The organism is Pseudomonas pichavaramensis (assembly GCF_050473265.1).
Classification (GTDB): Bacteria; Pseudomonadota; Gammaproteobacteria; order Pseudomonadales; family Pseudomonadaceae; genus Aquipseudomonas.
Genome location: NZ_JBJKFJ010000008.1, coordinates 1 through 14,961, shown reverse-complemented (window position 1 = coordinate 14,961; position 14,961 = coordinate 1). Strand labels below are relative to the sequence as shown.

Sequence of the window (14,961 nt, the reverse complement as noted above, 5' to 3'; positions counted from 1 at the left end):
ACTGGACTAGGCTTGTTTTGCCAAGCGAAACGGCACCGGCATTTCGCCGGTCACCCAGGAGAGATGAGCATGTCTGCAAAGTTCGAGCTGAAAAAGGCCAAAGACGGCCAGTTCCATTTCAATCTGCTGGCGACCAATGGCCAGGTCATCCTCACCAGCGAGATGTACAAGGCCAAAGACTCAGCGCTTAACGGCATCGAGTCGGTCAAGAAGAACTCGCAACGTGAGGGCGCCTTCGAGACCAAGACCTCGAGCAACGACAAGCACTACTTCGTACTCAAGGCCACCAACGGTCAGGTGGTCGGGCAAAGCCAGATGTACAGCAGCGCGTCTGCCTGCAAAGGCGGGATCGAGTCGGTGCAGAAGAACGCACCGAACGCAGCAACGGATGATCAGACGGCCTAGTCAGCAGGCTTCCTGAAGACGTAGAAGAGGTTGGGCTCGCTGATCAGGTAGAGGTTGCCCGCCTGATCCGAAGCAATGCCTTCGGCCTGCGGCACGCCGTGTTGCAGGCCGTGCTGGCCACGCAGCAGGGAAAGGGTGCTGACCGGCTTGCCTTCGGTGTTCAACTCGATCACCAGCCTCGACTCGTCGGACAGCGCCAGCAGATGACCGGTAGCCGAATCGAAATCCAGACTGGACAGGTCGCGCACGAACAGACGGGCATCGCGCTTGGGGTCGGTATTGACCTGCAGCGCCAGCGGCTTGCTGGTATCGACATGAGGGAAACCGAGCACTTCGAAGATACGTACCGGGTCGCGCTCCTTGGCCACCAGCAAGCGCTGGCTCTGTGCGTCGTAGGCCAACCCCTCGAAGCCCTTGTTGCCATTGCGGCCAATGCCCAGTGACAGCTGCTGGAACTCAGCAGCATCGAGCACACGGGAGGTATCGTCGATAAGCACCTTGACCAGGCGCTGCTCGCGCTCATCGGCGATCACGTAGGTGCCAGGCGCCACGTATTCGATGGCCTCCGGGTCACCGAAGCCTTCCAGTTCGATCGTCCGCTTGAGTTCACCCTGCAGACTCAGCTCGATCACCCGGGCCGGCTTATTGGTGACGCTGAACAGGCTGCGCCGGTCCGGGTCGTAGGTCAGCGCCGAAACATCGCTGATATCGGCGATCGGCTTCGCCTCGATCGCGACCTGGTAGTCGCCAAGCCACAGCGACTGATCGCGCCATTGCGCGCCATGCTGCCACTGCTGGACCGAAAACCAGGCGCGCTCGAACAGCCGGTACTGCTGAGCCAGCACGGCGCCGACCAACAACATGAAGAACAGCAGGTACAGCCAGGGGTTGATGGAGAGCAGGCGGCGCATGGCGATTTTCTCTTACGACCACGTAAAAACCCGCCACAGGCATGCTGTGGCGGGCGTGCAGAACATCAGGTTCAGTTAATCAGTTCGACCCGGTCGACATCGATCTCGCGGCTGTTGAAATCCTTGTCGACCTCACCGGTCAGGCGCACCTTGGCGGTTTCCGAAACGCTCTGGCCCGGCCAGTCTTCATCATCGATCTCGACCTGGATGGTACCGGTGGCATCCTTGAATTCGTACAGCTCGTCTTGCAGACGCTTGACGATCTGACCTTCCAGTACCACGTGGGTATCGTCGGCAGCCTCCAGTGCAGCGGAGACGGTGGTGACCTGCGGGGTCGCGCCCGGGCCGGTATAACCGGCGGCGAAAGCGCCAGTGCTGAGCAGCGGCAGAATCATCAGAGCGAGAGCAGTGCGTTTCATGATGTTGACCTCGTTGTTCGTAAGTGACGGGGTCAGATTAGTGCTGCTAGCTGAAGCCAGACTGAATCGTCGCTTAAGCCAAGCTGAACGCTTGCGGCGATCAACCAGCCTTCTCTGCAGGCTTGCTGAACACATAGAAAAGGTTGGGTTCGGCGACGATATAGATATTGCCGTCCTCGTCCATGGCGACGCCCTCGGCCTGCTCGATACCGCTCTCCAGCCCATTGAGCCCGCCGTTCAGACTGAGGAAGCTGACCGGTTTTCCTGTCCGGTCGAGCTCCAGCAGCATGCGCGACTCGTCGGACAGCACCAGCAGGTGACCGGTACGACCGTCGACACTCAGCGAGGAGATATCGCGCAGCCCCAGGTGCTCTGCGGCCAGTGGCTGCAAGGCACCCACGCTGCCGTCCTCGCCGGGAAACGGCAGGCTGAACAGACCCAGCGGACCACGTTCCTTGCCCAGAATCACGCTATGGCTGCGCGCATCCCACCCCAGGCCCTCGAAGCCCTTGTTGCCCGCCTCGGTGAAGCCCAGGTCAAAACCAGGAAGCCCCGTGGCATCGAGGGTCAGATCATCATCCTTCAGGGTGAAAGTGGTGAGCTGGCGGCGTCGCTCGTCGACGATGGCCATCAGGCCGTTGTCCATCACCTCCACCGCTTCCGGGTCGGCAAAACCCTTGAGCTCGATACGCCGCAGGATTTCACCCTGACGGGAAAGCTCGACCAGCAGCGGGTTCTTGCCGGTGACGGTGAACAGCGTCCCGGTCACCGGGTTGTAGGTCAGCCCGGAGGTTTCATCCTTCTCCAGACCACTCAGCGCCTTGGCCTGAATCACCGCGCGATAGCCCGGCAGCCAGACACTGGCCAACTGATCGACCAATGGCGTGGAGCGCTCTTGCAACCAGAGTCGGGCACGATCATCCAGATGCTGGGTCTGCACCAGAGCGCCCAGCGCCACTACGAGCAAGGCAGCCAACCAGTAACGGCGGCGGATACGCGAGTAAAGAGGGAACATCAACTATGACTCGACGGCAGGAATGCGATAGGACATCCGATGTCGACAGAGGTTGCGGCCCCGATGGTGAGAGGCAGCGCTGGCCGTGAAGCCCTTCCACGGCGTGCATGAGAGCCCTGCTACAAATGCAACAGGGCCATCAGGCGCTGGCGGTTATACCACGCGGCTTGTGAACCGACTGTGACCGACCAGCTCCAGCACCAGTTCGTCGCCCTTGTTCAGGGCACCGACGCCGACCGGTGTACCGGTGAGGATCACATCGCCCGGCTGCAGGGAGAAATGCCCGGCCATATGCTGAATCATCGGCACGATGGGGTTGAGCATGTCACGGCTGTTGCCGTCCTGGCGGGTTTCGCCATTGATAGCCAGGCGAATGCCGATGTCCGCCAGATCCTCGATGGCATCGCCCGGCACGAACGACGCGAGCACGCAGGCGCCATCGAAACTCTTGGCGATTTCCCAGGGATAGCCCTTCTCCTTGAGCTTGGCCTGCACGTCACGCAGGGTCAGGTCCAGCGCCGGGGCAAAGCCGCTGATGGCATCGCGCACTTCCTCGGTATCCGGCTTCCTCGACAGCGGCTTGCCGATCAGTACGGCGATCTCGGCCTCGTAGTGCACCGAACCACGATCCTCGGGGATTGCAAAACTGTCATCGAGCGGTACCACGCAGGAGCCCGGCTTGATGAACAGCAGGGGCTCGCTGGGCACCGGGTTGTTCAGTTCCTTGGCGTGCTCGGCGTAGTTGCGGCCGATGCAGACGACCTTGCCGAGCGGGAAGTGGACGGTGGTACCGTCGACATACTGGTGCTGATAGCTCATCACCGACTCCTGTGTTGTTCGTATTGTGGGCATCCCGGCTTGTGGCCGGTCACGTACCTTAACCGACGCGGGGCAAGATACGAAAACGCCCGCGGTCAGGCGGGCGTCTGGGCTCAGGCGAAGATCTTGCCGGGGTTCATGATGCCGTTGGGATCGAACACCGCCTTGATCGCTTTCATGTAGGCAATCTCCGCGGCCGAGCGGCTGTACTGCAGGTAGTCGCGCTTGGTCATGCCGACGCCATGCTCGGCGCTGATCGAACCGTTGTATTTCTCGACGATCTCGAACACCCACTTGTTGACCACCGCACACTTGGCGAAGAAGTCCTCCTTGGCCAGCGCTTCGGGCTTGAGGATGTTCAGGTGCAGGTTGCCGTCACCGATATGGCCGTACCAGAGCACATCGAAGTCCGGGTAGTTGGCCGAAACGATGTCATCGATATCCTTGAGGAAGGACGGCACCTGGCCGACGGTGACGGAAATGTCGTTCTTGTACGGCGTCCAGTGGCTGATGGTCTCGGAGATGTACTCACGCAGCTTCCACAGGTTCTCCAGCTGCTGCTGGCTCTGGCTCATCACGCCATCGAGTACCCAGCCCTGCTCGACGCAATGCTCGAAGGTCGCCAGGGCTTCGTTGGCCACGTCCTCGTTCAGCGCCTCGAACTCCAGCAGGGCGTAGAACGGCGTGCGACTCTCGAACGGCGCCGGCACGTCGCCACGGCCAAGGATCTTTTCCAGGCAGCGGTCGGAGAAGAATTCGAAAGCCGTCAGGTCGAGCTTGCTCTGGAAGGCATGCAGCACCGGCATGATCGAATCGAAGTCCGGCGTACCGAGGACCATCGCGGTGAGGTTCTTCGGCGCGCGCTCCAGGCGCATGGTGGCTTCAACCACGAAGCCGAGCGTACCTTCGGCACCGATGAACAGCTGGCGCAGGTCGTAGCCGGTGGCGTTCTTGATCAGGTCACGGTTGAGTTCCAGCAGTTCGCCAGTGCCTGTCACGACTTTCAGGCCGGCAACCCAGTTGCGGGTCATGCCGTAGCGAATCACCTTGATCCCGCCGGCATTGGTGCCGATGTTGCCGCCAATCTGGCTGGAGCCGGACGAAGCGAAATCCACCGGGTAGTACAGTCCTTTCTCTTCGGCGAACAGTTGCAACTGCTTGGTCACCACGCCCGGCTGGCAGACCACGGTGCGGTCATACTCGTTGAATTCGACGATGCGGTTCATGTAGTCGAACGACACCACCACCTCACCATTGGCTGCCACGGCAGCGGCGGACAGACCGGTACGGCCGCCCGAGGGCACCAGCGCGATCTTGTGCTGATTGGCCCAACGCACGATCACCTGCACCTGCTCGGTGGTCTTGGGGAAGACGATGGCCGAAGGCGCCGGGGCGAACTGCTTGGTCCAGTCCTTGCCGTAGGTTTCCAGGGAATCGGCGTCGGTCAGCACCTTGCCGGGCTCAACCAGGGTCTTCAGCTCTTCGATCTGGGCGGGGGTGGTCATCTACAGAACTCTCAAAGGATTCATGGTCGCCCTGAGAACCATTCAGGTCGCAACCGAGCATTGAAAAAGGCGGACATGCTAGCATACGCACCCCGTGAATCGAGACGTGCAGCGATCCGCGGGCGTTGGCTGAGTTTCTCAGCCCTTCCCTGACATTATTCTGTGGGACAACAGGTACTCCGATGAGCAAGACCTCTCTCGACAAGAGCAAGATCAAGTTCCTTCTTCTCGAAGGCGTTCACCAGAACGCCGTGGACACGCTGAAGGCCGCCGGTTACACCAACATCGAGTACCTCAAGACCGCGCTGTCGGGCGAGGAGCTGAAAGAGAAGATCGCCGACGCCCACTTCATCGGTATTCGCTCACGCACCCAACTGACCGCCGACGTCTTCGACTGTGCGAAGAAACTGGTCGCCGTGGGCTGCTTCTGCATCGGCACCAACCAGGTGGATCTGGATGCGGCTCGCGAGCGCGGCATCGCTGTGTTCAACGCGCCGTACTCCAACACCCGCTCGGTGGCTGAACTGGTACTGGCCGAAGCCATCCTGCTGCTGCGCGGCATCCCCGAGAAGAACGCTTCCTGCCATCGCGGCGGCTGGATCAAATCGGCGGCCAACTCCTTCGAGATTCGCGGCAAGAAGCTGGGCATCGTCGGCTACGGCTCCATCGGCACCCAGCTCTCGGTACTGGCCGAAGCACTGGGCATGCAGGTGTTCTTCTACGACACCGTGACCAAGCTGCCGCTGGGCAACGCCACACAGATCGCTGACCTGCACGAACTGCTGGGTCTGTGCGACATCGTTTCCCTGCATGTGCCGGAGCTGCCGTCCACCCAGTGGATGATCGGCGAGAAGGAAATCCGTGCCATGAAGAAGGGCGGCATCCTGATCAACGCCGCACGCGGCACCGTGGTCGAGCTGGATCACCTGGCCAATGCGATCAAGGACGAGCACCTGATCGGCGCCGCCATCGACGTATTCCCGGTCGAGCCCAAATCCAACGACGACATCTTCGAAAGCCCGCTGCGCGGCCTGGATCGCGTGATCCTGACCCCGCACATCGGCGGTTCCACCGCCGAAGCCCAGGCCAACATCGGCCTGGAAGTGGCCGAAAAGCTGGTCAAGTACAGCGACAACGGCACCTCGGTGTCCTCGGTCAACTTCCCTGAAGTGGCGCTGCCGGCGCACCCGGGCAAGCACCGTCTGCTGCACATCCACGAGAACGTGCCGGGTGTGATGAGCGAGATCAACAAGGTCTTCGCCGACAACAGCATCAACATCTCCGGTCAGTTCCTGCAGACCAACGACAAGGTCGGCTACGTGGTCATCGACGTCGACGCCGAGTACTCCGACCTGGCCCTGGAGAAACTGCAGGACGTTCGCGGCACCATCCGCAGCCGCGTGCTGTTCTAAGTACGCTGCAGGCAGCAAAAAGGGAGGCTTCGGCCTCCCTTTTCATTTCGCCTCCAGGCTACTGGCTGGCCTCGATACGAGCCAGCTCGTTCATCGCCTCAGCCAGTTGCGTTTCGTTGAACACCTTCACCCCGGCTCGTTTCAACGCGGCGGCGGTGACGCCTTCACCCGCCACCCGCACCCCACTGAAACTGCCGTCATAGTTTTCCAGATTGCCGCACGACGGGCTTCGCGCCTTGAGCAAGGCCAGCCTGATATCGTGCTGACGAACCAGCGCCAACGCCTGTTCGGCGCCCTCGAGGAAGGCTGCAGTGACGTCCTCCCCCTCGATCGTCAGGACCGGCAGACGCCCCTCCAGTACAGCAGCGCCCTGGCCATCGCGAATTTCTGCCGGCGCACGCGGAGTCGGCAGGCCGCCCGCCACTTCCGGGCAGAGCGCCACAACGCGGCCCTCATCCAGCCATTGCTGCAACTGATCGAAGGGCCCATGCACGCCACCGTCATAGCGCACCCGATGACCGAGCAAGCAGCGACTGACCAATATTTTCTGCATCGACTCTCTCCGTTGCCGCGCCCAGAGTAACCAGCGGTAACAAGGCTGTCAGCCCACGTCGGACGGCTCGGCACAAGCGCCATCCCCCGGCCTATCCTTCGGCGGGAAGCAGGGCTTACCCATGGCATCGCAGGGCGCGCCAGACCAGACTCCTGCTGCCAACGGTCATGCCCTCCCTCAGCCGGCGCTGTGCGTCACCTTCTCCCGGCAGGAGAAGGAAGGAAGGCGTCGCTGCGCGACTTTAACGCCAACCAGGGAGGTCACATTAATGTCCAGTTCGCTTCGCATCCTGATCCTGCCACTGCTGTGCAGCGCGGCTTTGTCTGCCCCTTTCGCCCAGGCTGACCTGCGCGTACTGGAGGACGAGCGCTTGAGCCAGATCAGCGGCCAGGCCGGCATCAGTATCCGTCTTGATCTGATGGCGCGCATCGACGAAATGCGCTGGCAGGACGATGGCGGTAGCCTGTCGCTGCGCAACGTGAAGATCGACAACGGTTGCCTCGCCCCCGGCGACTGCGACGGCTATGCCCTCGGCCCGGCACAGCTGGGCGCCAGCATTCCGGCCCTGGGCATCGAGGTGCCGACGCTGGAGCTGGATGTGGTCAAGGGCAACGGCGGCCAGAGCCAGCTGCAACTGAAGCTGCCCAACCTGACCGCCATCAATCAGCAACTCGGCCCTCTGGGCAAGCTGGTGATCCGCGCTCGCGTGGCCAGCGACCTGTACATCGGCGACAACAGCATCGGCAACGTCGCCGTGCGTGATCTTCGCGATATCAACGGCACCATCAAGGTGTGGGGTCACTGAGCAGGCGCCCAGATATCAGAGCACGTCGGTACCACGACGTCTGAACCAGCCGGTCAGCGACAAACGCTCGCGGGTGGCTGGCAGCACCTCGTGCGGTATGAACCCGGAGAGAAATAGCGCCAGGGTACCGGCCTGCGGCAGCACGTCGTGCTCACGATCCTCATCCAGATACAGGCGCAATGCGCCGCCCTGCTCAGGCAACCAGCTGTCGTTGAGATAGAACGCCGCCGACACGGTGCGCCGGTCATCATCGCGGAAACGATCGAGATGACGCCGGTAGAACGCACCTGGCTCGTAGCAGGCGAAATGGCACTCGAAGTCCTCCAGACCGAGGAACAGCTCCTGGTTCAGGGCCAGACGCAAGCGGTCCATCAGCTGCAGATACTGGTCACAGGCCGCGCTCTGGCCGGGTTCCAGCCACTGAATACGATCCCCGCGGATGCCCTCCTGCACCTGCTGAGCGGTGCCACGACCAACGCTGGCAGCACTCAGCTCACCTCTGCGCTCACGCTTACGGCACTCAGCGGCCAGTTCGCGGGTCAGATCTTCAGGAGCAAACAGCTCCCGTAACGACCAGCCCTGGCTGGCGAGGTCGTCGATGAGGTTGGCAAAGCTGTCTTGCTGGTCGATGTCGTTCATGGCAGCGATTGTACAGCGCCGGATGCTCCACTAGACATAGCTCGACAAGCCCCGGCCAGCCACCGAAAATAGCCGCCCGCAGGACCATGCGGCTGGCCAGGATAGTTTGCCAAGGAGTTCCCGATGCGCGTTTTGTTTGCCCTGTTGCTGATTGGCCTGACCCTGCCGACCCTGGCCGATGATCATCTGCGCCTGTATCAGGTCGCCGGCTGGCCACAACAGCGTGAACACTTCAATCAGGCGCTCGATGCGGCCCAGCAACGCTACCGCAGCACGCTGCCGCCAGCGGTCTATCAGGCGCTGGTGGACAACAGCAATCGTCGCTTCGCCGCCACGGCCATCGACCAGCGCGCCCAGCAAGCCCTGCGCCAGGAGCTGGCCGACCCGCAACCGGCCCTGGCGTTCTTCCAGACGGAGCTGGGGCACAAGATCGTCGCTGCCGAACAACTGGCTACGCGCAGCGACCAACTGGCCAAGTACGCCAATGGCCTGCCGCGTACCGATGCCGACGCCACCCGCCGCCTGCTGATCCGCCATCTGGCCCAAGCGCTGCCGGCCAAGGAAGCCGGCGCCGAGGTCAGCCTGGCGCTTGCCGGCGTGGCGGCCGACAGCCTCAGCCAGATGATTCCAGGCCTGCTTGGTGGCGCTCAGGCCCAGGGCCTGCTCAACGGCCAGCGCGAGCGGCTGATGGGACAGATCGAGCAGGATCTGGACAACACGCTGCTGCATGTCTACCGCGACCTCAGCGATCCGGAGCTGGAGCAATTCGTCGAATTTGCCCAGTCGCAAGATGGCCAGGCCTACTATCAGGCTGCGCTCAAGGCCCTGCGTGCCGGCCTCGCGGTCGGTATGAGCAGCAACGAGCTGGAGACAGCGCCCCAGAGCATCTAAACCAGACGCTCGCGAAGAAAGTCGAAGTAGCGACGGCGCAACCCTTCATTCTCGTTGGCCAGATGGTGGCGCGCATCGTTGAGGCGCAGGATATTCGGCTGATGGAACTTGTCCTGTAGCACCTCGAGGTTGTAGCGCCAGTCCACCGTCATGTCCTGCTCACCCTGCACGATCAGCGGGCTGTGCTCACTGCGCGCGGCCGCCTCGATGCGCGGCACCCATTGAGCCAGCGCACCAACCCAGGAAGTCGGCAGGCTGCGCGGTTGCAAGGGGTCGAGGTTGTGCACGAAGTCGATGAAGGTCGCATCGCTGGAGTTGTCGCTGAAGCGCCGCGGAATCTCCCGCACGAACGGGCTGAGCAAACGATAGCTGAGCTTCGACCAACCCCAGGCACGCGGCCGCACTAAAGGCGCGAGCAGAATGCTCTGGCCCAGCTCTGGCCGCTTGCCGTCGGCCAACAGGTAGTCCAACGCAATCGCCCCGCCCGTGCTCTGCCCACACAGGTGCCAGGGCTGCGGCAGGTCGAGTTCAGTTGCCTGCTCGAACAAGCCACCGAGCACCTGCTGATACTCGGCGAAATCGCCAATGCTGGCCCGCACTCCGCTGGACAGGCCGTGCCCCGGCAGGTCGCAGGCGAGCACGGCGAAATTCATAGCCAGCGCCCAATCGACTACATGCCGATACAGCCCCATGTGATCGTAGTAACCATGCAACAGCAGCAAGGTGGCACGAGGCTCGGCCGGCGCCCATAGCTGCACGGCAATCTGATAGCCCGCCGCATTGAAGCTGCCGAGCCTGCTGTCCAGCCCGGCGTAGCGGCCGCCCAGGTCCAGACCATAGAAGCTGCGGTACGCCTGTAGCGCCGGCAGGTCCAGGCGCGCTGCGGCCAAGGGTCGCAGCAAGGGGCGCAATTGTTCGGGTTGAAACGGCTCAGACATGAGGCTTTCCGTAAGTTGCAGGTTGCCAGGGGCGATCCCGTCGACATCTCCTAGAATGCTGCGATATTCAGCTGCCAGACGCATCGTGGCAAGCTACACGCCCTTTTTTCATCTCGATCAGCATCATGCCTCGCCTGTCACGCAAGAACCTGCTCGTCGCCCTGTTCGTCCTGACCTGCCTGGTCGGTCTGCTGCTGGCCTATCGCTGGTTCGAGACACGCTACCTGCGCACCTTCGATGAGCGCGCAGCGGTGTTCTCCGGCGCCACACTGCAGCTGCCAGCCGCGCTGGCCGGCCCTGGCGAGATTCGCCTGGTGCATTTCTGGGATCCGGCCTGCCCGTGCAACGTCGGCAACCAGCAGCACCTGGCCGAGCTGATCGAGCACTATGCCCCCAAAGGCGTGCAATTCCATGTGGTGCAGAAGCCCGGCAGTCACGGCCGCCTGCCGGCGGAACTGGCGGCCCTGCAACCCATCGACGAGATGCCCGGCAGCGCCAACCTGCCCGCCAGCCCGGCGGTGGCGATCTGGGACCGTCAGGGCCAGTTGGCCTATTTCGGCCCCTACAGCGAAGGACTGGTGTGCAACTCCAGCAACAGCTTCATCGAACCCATACTCGAAGCCCTGGAGGCGGGACGCAAGGTCGACGCCAGCAACACTCTGGCAGTCGGGTGTTTCTGCGAGTGGGCACTGGCAGACGACTGACGCGCTCAGCTTCGACCGCGTGGCGTGCCGCCCTGCCAGCGGCGGAAGGCCCGGTAGAACGGCGACAGCTCGGCAAAACCGCAGGCACGCGCCACCTCACGCACACTCAGCCCCTGATCGAGCAGGCGCAGTGCACACAGGCGACGCACTTCATCATGCAACAGCCGAAAACTGCTGCCCTGCTCGCTCAGCGCCCGCTGCAACGCACTGCGGTTACTGCCCAGATCCTGCGCGCACGCCTGCAGCGTGCAGGTCGTAGCGCCCAGGTTGAGCTCCAACCAGTAACGCACCCGCGCCAGCAGCTGATTTTCCACCAGCCCGGCCAGCTGTTTCTCGGCCTCGTTACTGAGCACCTCGAACAACCGCGGGCTGGCACTACGCGACGGACGCGCCAGCAACGCACGTGGCAGGATCAGCGCATCATGCGCCTGCGCAAAGCGCGGCTCGACACCGAGCAGGCGCCGATGCTCGCCCAACTTGCGTGGCGCGCGGTGCCGAAAGTCGACACCCAGCAACGGCAGTTCACCACCAGCCGCGGCCAGCATCTTCGCCAACAGCACCGCCAGACACTCCATCTGCTGACGCAATGATCCGACCTCACGGTAGTTGAGGTCGATGACCAACCTTGCCTGCTCACCCTGCTCTTCAAGCCGGGCGGCAAAACCGCCAGAAAGGATGTGCTGGAAACGCACGAAAGCCTGCAAGCCCTGGCGCAGATCACGTGCGGCCAGGAGCAGGTAGCCGACCACGTCCATCGGCCGTGGCTGCATCACCTCTCCGAGGTGCAGGCCGATGTCGGCATCGCCGGTTATCCCCTCCAGCGCCTGCCAGAAGCGCGGCGCATTGTCATGATCCTCGCGAGCCTCCAGCAGCGGCGCAGCCAGTGCCACGCCAGCGTAGGCCTGCCGATAGGTACTCGTGGGGTCGAGCCCCAGCGCGGTCAGCGCCTCGTAGAGTAGCCGTCGCAACGTGGAGGAATGGGTCAGGGCAACGAACTCGCTGTTGGCCATGCGGGCTCCACAAGAGAAATTGACCATAGACTTTCAGCGTTGCGGCATTTGGTCAATGCCACCTCCCTGGCTTCTGCGCAGAATGCAGGCCGACGTAAACCTCATAACAACAAGGACCGCTCGATGAAACGCTCCCTGACCGCCCTCGCCCTGATCGTTGCTGCTGCAGCGGGCGGCCTGACCTGGTACCTGCACGACAAACAACCGCAGCGCGACGGCGAGCTGGTGCTCCGTGAGCTGCAGGCTCCAGTCACCGTCGACTATGACGAACTGGGCGTGCCGCATATCCGCGCCGAGAACGAGGCGGACCTGTATCGCGCTCTGGGTTATGTGCATGCGCAGGATCGCCTGTTCCAGATGGAGCTGCTGCGCCGCCTGGCCCGCGGCGAGCTGGCCGAAGTACTCGGCGAGAAACTGGTGCCCACCGATCGCCTGTTCCGCACCCTCGAACTCGGTCGTCACGCCGATGCCTACGCCACCCGCCTGGACGCCGACAGCCCGTCCGTACAGGCGCTGCAGAACTATCTCGACGGTATCAACCACTATCAGGCCAGCCGCCCGTTGCCGGTCGAGTTCGACCTGCTCGGCATCGAGCCACGCCCCTTCACCGTCGCCGATACCCTGAGTGTCGCCGGCTACATGGCCTACAGCTTCGCCGCTGCTCTGCGCACCGAGCCACTGATGACCCACGTGCGTGACAGCCTGGGGGCAGACTATCTCAAGGTCTTCGATCTCGACTGGCACCCGGACGGCGTGCTCGGTAGCCCCCTGACAGCCGGCGACTGGAAGGACCTCTCCGCCCTCGCCCAGCTCAGCGACACGGCACTGGCCGACAGCGGCCTGCCGCAATTCGAAGGCAGCAACGCCTGGGCCGTGTCCGGTAGACGCACCGCCAGCGGCAAACCGCTGCTGGCCGGTGATCCGCACATTCGCTTCTCCCTGCCGGCCGTCTGGTACGAGGCGCATCTGCAGGCGCCCGGCTACGAGCTGTACGGTTACCACCACGCGCTCATCCCCAGCGCCATGCTCGGCCACAACCGGGATTTCGCCTGGAGCCTGACCATGTTCCAGAACGACGACCTCGACCTGATCGCCGAGCGCGTCAACCCGGACAACGCCAATCAGGTTTGGTATCAGGATCGCTGGGTCGACCTCGAGCAGCGCACGGAAAGCATTCAGGTCAAGGGCGGCGAGCCGGTGCAGGTCACCCTGCGCCGCTCGCCGCACGGGCCGATCATCAACGACGCCCTGGGACAGAACAGCGGCAGCACGCCGATCGCCATGTGGTGGGCCTTCCTGGAAACCGACAACCCGATCCTCGACGCCTTCTACCAGCTGAACCGTGCCAATACCCTGGAAAAGGCCCGCGCCGCCGCCGAGAAGATCGAAGCGCCCGGCCTCAACGTGGTCTGGGCCAATGCCGCCGGCGACATCGGCTGGTGGGCGGCCGCCAAGCTGCCGCTGCGCCCGGCCGGGGTCAACCCGACCTTCATTCTCGACGGTGCCAGCAGCGAGGCGGACAAGCTCGGCTTCCACCCCTTTAGCGCCAACCCGCAGGAAGAGAACCCGGCGCGCGGCTATATCGTCTCGGCCAACTACCAGCCAGTGCCGGCCAGCGGCATCGAGATTCCCGGCTACTACAACCTGCCCGACCGTGGCCAGCGCCTCAATCAGCGCCTGAGCGACACCTCGGTGAAGTGGGACCTGCACAACAGCCAGGCCCTGCAACTCGATACTGGCACTGACTACCCCATGCGCGTGCTGACGCCGATCCTCGACGAACTGCGCGCCGCCGCCCGGGGCGAGCAGGAGCAGGCCATGGTGCAGAGCCTGGCTGACTGGAACGGCGAGCATCCGCTGGATTCGGTGAGCGCCACCCTGTTCAACCAGCTGCTCTATCAACTGGCTCACGAGGCCATGGCCGATGAACTGGGTGACGCCTTCTTCGACAGCCTGCTGCAAAGCCGCGTGCTCGACGTGGCCCTGCCGCGCCTGAGCGCCGATGCGACGTCGCCCTGGTGGCATCGCCGCGGCGGCAGTGGCGAGGAACCCCGAGCACAGATCGTTGCCGACGCCTGGCGCGCGAGCCTGGCGCACCTGCGCGAGCAGTTCGGTGATGATCCCGCCGACTGGCAATGGGGGCGCGCCCATACCCTGACCCACAGCCATCCGCTGGGCCAGCAGCAGCCACTGGCCTGGCTGCTGAATGCCGGCCCGTACGCTGCTCCGGGCAGCCACGAGGTGCCGAACAACCTCTCGCACAAGATCGGTCCGGCCCCTTGGCAGGTGGTCTACGGGCCCTCGACCCGTCGCCTGATCGATCTGGCCGATAGCAGCACGGCGCTCGGCAGCAACCCGGTAGGCCAGAGCGGCGTGCCGTTCGACCCGCACTATGCAGACCAGGCCGCCGGCCACGTGCTGGGCGTGTACCGCCCGCAGCACCTGAACGAAACCGACGTCCAGGCCAGCAGCCAGGGCACGCTGAGACTACTGCCTGATTGAGCGGCGGGCTGCGCACCTTGGCGTCGCAACGACCCAAACGGACTGCGCAGCCCCGTTAACCGCGTGGTGCGCCATCAGTGCATCACGCTGCACGCTGGTGCACAGCATCCGCAAAGACCGCTCTTCTGCGCGCCCGGCTGCGCCGCAATCCCCAGAAAACAAGGGCCTCAAGCCCACTTAAGAAAACTGGCATACGCCCTGCATAGGCTATAGCAATCCAGTTTCTGGGGACCTTGGTACAGGCAGGCCGGGGAATCCCCTTCTTTATTCGATGCGCCAAGCGCATCACAGCGTGCGCCACAGCCCACACAGGCAAGGCGCCCCCCGTTTCGGGGACCTTGGTACAGGCAGGCCGGGGAATCCCCTCTTTATCCGACGCGTCAGCCGCGTCACAGCGTGCCACGGCCCACACGGGCATGGCACCACCCGTTTC

Annotated in this window: 15 protein-coding genes; 6 read left to right on the top strand and 9 right to left on the bottom strand. The window is 63.3% G+C overall.

The features are described from left to right. The first annotated feature begins 69 nt into the window (after positions 1-69). A complete protein-coding gene (locus tag ACJRW5_RS14270; RefSeq protein WP_484571168.1) occupies positions 70-405 on the top strand; it encodes a YegP family protein in 336 nt (111 codons plus the stop codon). On the opposite strand, the gene ACJRW5_RS14265 is transcribed toward ACJRW5_RS14270, so the two are convergent. The 5 genes from ACJRW5_RS14265 to ACJRW5_RS14245 form a co-directional block, all read right to left on the bottom strand. Continuing rightward, entirely contained in the window at positions 402-1,316 is a 915-nt protein-coding gene (locus ACJRW5_RS14265) for an SdiA-regulated domain-containing protein (protein WP_484571167.1), read from the bottom strand. The two genes, ACJRW5_RS14270 and ACJRW5_RS14265, sit on opposite strands and share 4 nt — an antisense overlap. Before the next feature lie 71 nt (positions 1,317-1,387). Continuing rightward, positions 1,388-1,735 (bottom strand): NirD/YgiW/YdeI family stress tolerance protein, encoded by a 348-nt coding sequence (locus ACJRW5_RS14260; RefSeq protein ID WP_484571166.1) that lies wholly within the window; start codon positions 1,733-1,735, stop codon positions 1,388-1,390. 100 nt (positions 1,736-1,835) lie between these two features. Beyond that, positions 1,836-2,750, bottom strand: a complete 915-nt coding sequence (locus ACJRW5_RS14255) for an SdiA-regulated domain-containing protein (RefSeq protein ID WP_484571165.1) — start codon at positions 2,748-2,750, stop codon at positions 1,836-1,838. Between the two features lie 153 nt (positions 2,751-2,903). Further along, positions 2,904-3,569, bottom strand: coding sequence for a fumarylacetoacetate hydrolase family protein (locus ACJRW5_RS14250; RefSeq protein WP_484571164.1), 666 nt, complete (start codon positions 3,567-3,569; stop codon positions 2,904-2,906). Between the two features lie 113 nt (positions 3,570-3,682). Next, positions 3,683-5,074, bottom strand: coding sequence for an FAD-binding oxidoreductase (locus ACJRW5_RS14245; protein WP_484571163.1), 1,392 nt, complete (start codon positions 5,072-5,074; stop codon positions 3,683-3,685). Positions 5,075-5,256: 182 nt separating this feature from the next. Between ACJRW5_RS14245 and serA the strand changes: the two genes are divergently transcribed. Beyond that, complete coding sequence (serA, locus tag ACJRW5_RS14240) at positions 5,257-6,486, top strand: phosphoglycerate dehydrogenase (protein ID WP_484571162.1); 1,230 nt, start codon at positions 5,257-5,259, stop codon at positions 6,484-6,486. A 58-nt stretch (positions 6,487-6,544) separates the two neighbouring features. Here the strand turns inward: serA and ACJRW5_RS14235 are convergent, their stop codons facing one another. Further along, complete coding sequence (locus tag ACJRW5_RS14235) at positions 6,545-7,039, bottom strand: 2-thiouracil desulfurase family protein (RefSeq protein WP_484571161.1); 495 nt, start codon at positions 7,037-7,039, stop codon at positions 6,545-6,547. Between the two features lie 268 nt (positions 7,040-7,307). On the opposite strand from ACJRW5_RS14235, the gene ACJRW5_RS14230 reads away from it, so the two are divergent. Beyond that, on the top strand, positions 7,308-7,844 hold the full coding sequence (locus ACJRW5_RS14230; protein WP_484571160.1) for a DUF6160 family protein: 537 nt from the start codon (positions 7,308-7,310) through the stop codon (positions 7,842-7,844). Between the two features lie 15 nt (positions 7,845-7,859). Here the strand turns inward: ACJRW5_RS14230 and ACJRW5_RS14225 are convergent, their stop codons facing one another. Beyond that, complete coding sequence (locus tag ACJRW5_RS14225; RefSeq protein ID WP_484571159.1) at positions 7,860-8,483, bottom strand: 2OG-Fe(II) oxygenase; 624 nt, start codon at positions 8,481-8,483, stop codon at positions 7,860-7,862. 123 nt (positions 8,484-8,606) lie between these two features. Between ACJRW5_RS14225 and ACJRW5_RS14220 the strand changes: the two genes are divergently transcribed. Beyond that, positions 8,607-9,374, top strand: coding sequence for a hypothetical protein (locus ACJRW5_RS14220; protein ID WP_484571158.1), 768 nt, complete (start codon positions 8,607-8,609; stop codon positions 9,372-9,374). On the opposite strand, the gene bipL is transcribed toward ACJRW5_RS14220, so the two are convergent. Further along, positions 9,371-10,312, bottom strand: a complete 942-nt coding sequence (bipL, locus tag ACJRW5_RS14215) for a phospholipase BipL (protein WP_484571157.1) — start codon at positions 10,310-10,312, stop codon at positions 9,371-9,373. The two genes, ACJRW5_RS14220 and bipL, sit on opposite strands and share 4 nt — an antisense overlap. 125 nt (positions 10,313-10,437) lie before the next feature. Here bipL and ACJRW5_RS14210 point away from each other — a divergent pair, with 125 nt between their 5' ends. Beyond that, positions 10,438-11,016: a DUF6436 domain-containing protein gene (locus tag ACJRW5_RS14210; RefSeq protein WP_484571156.1), complete on the top strand. Its 579-nt coding sequence runs from the start codon at positions 10,438-10,440 to the stop codon at positions 11,014-11,016. A gap of 5 nt (positions 11,017-11,021) precedes the next feature. Here the strand turns inward: ACJRW5_RS14210 and ACJRW5_RS14205 are convergent, their stop codons facing one another. Continuing rightward, the gene (locus tag ACJRW5_RS14205) at positions 11,022-12,026 is read right to left on the bottom strand and encodes an AraC family transcriptional regulator (protein ID WP_484571155.1); all 1,005 of its coding nucleotides are present in this window, start codon (positions 12,024-12,026) and stop codon (positions 11,022-11,024) included. Positions 12,027-12,149: 123 nt separating this feature from the next. Here ACJRW5_RS14205 and ACJRW5_RS14200 point away from each other — a divergent pair, with 123 nt between their 5' ends. Beyond that, on the top strand, positions 12,150-14,528 hold the full coding sequence (locus ACJRW5_RS14200; RefSeq protein WP_484571154.1) for a penicillin acylase family protein: 2,379 nt from the start codon (positions 12,150-12,152) through the stop codon (positions 14,526-14,528). Positions 14,529-14,961: the final 433 nt, after the last annotated feature.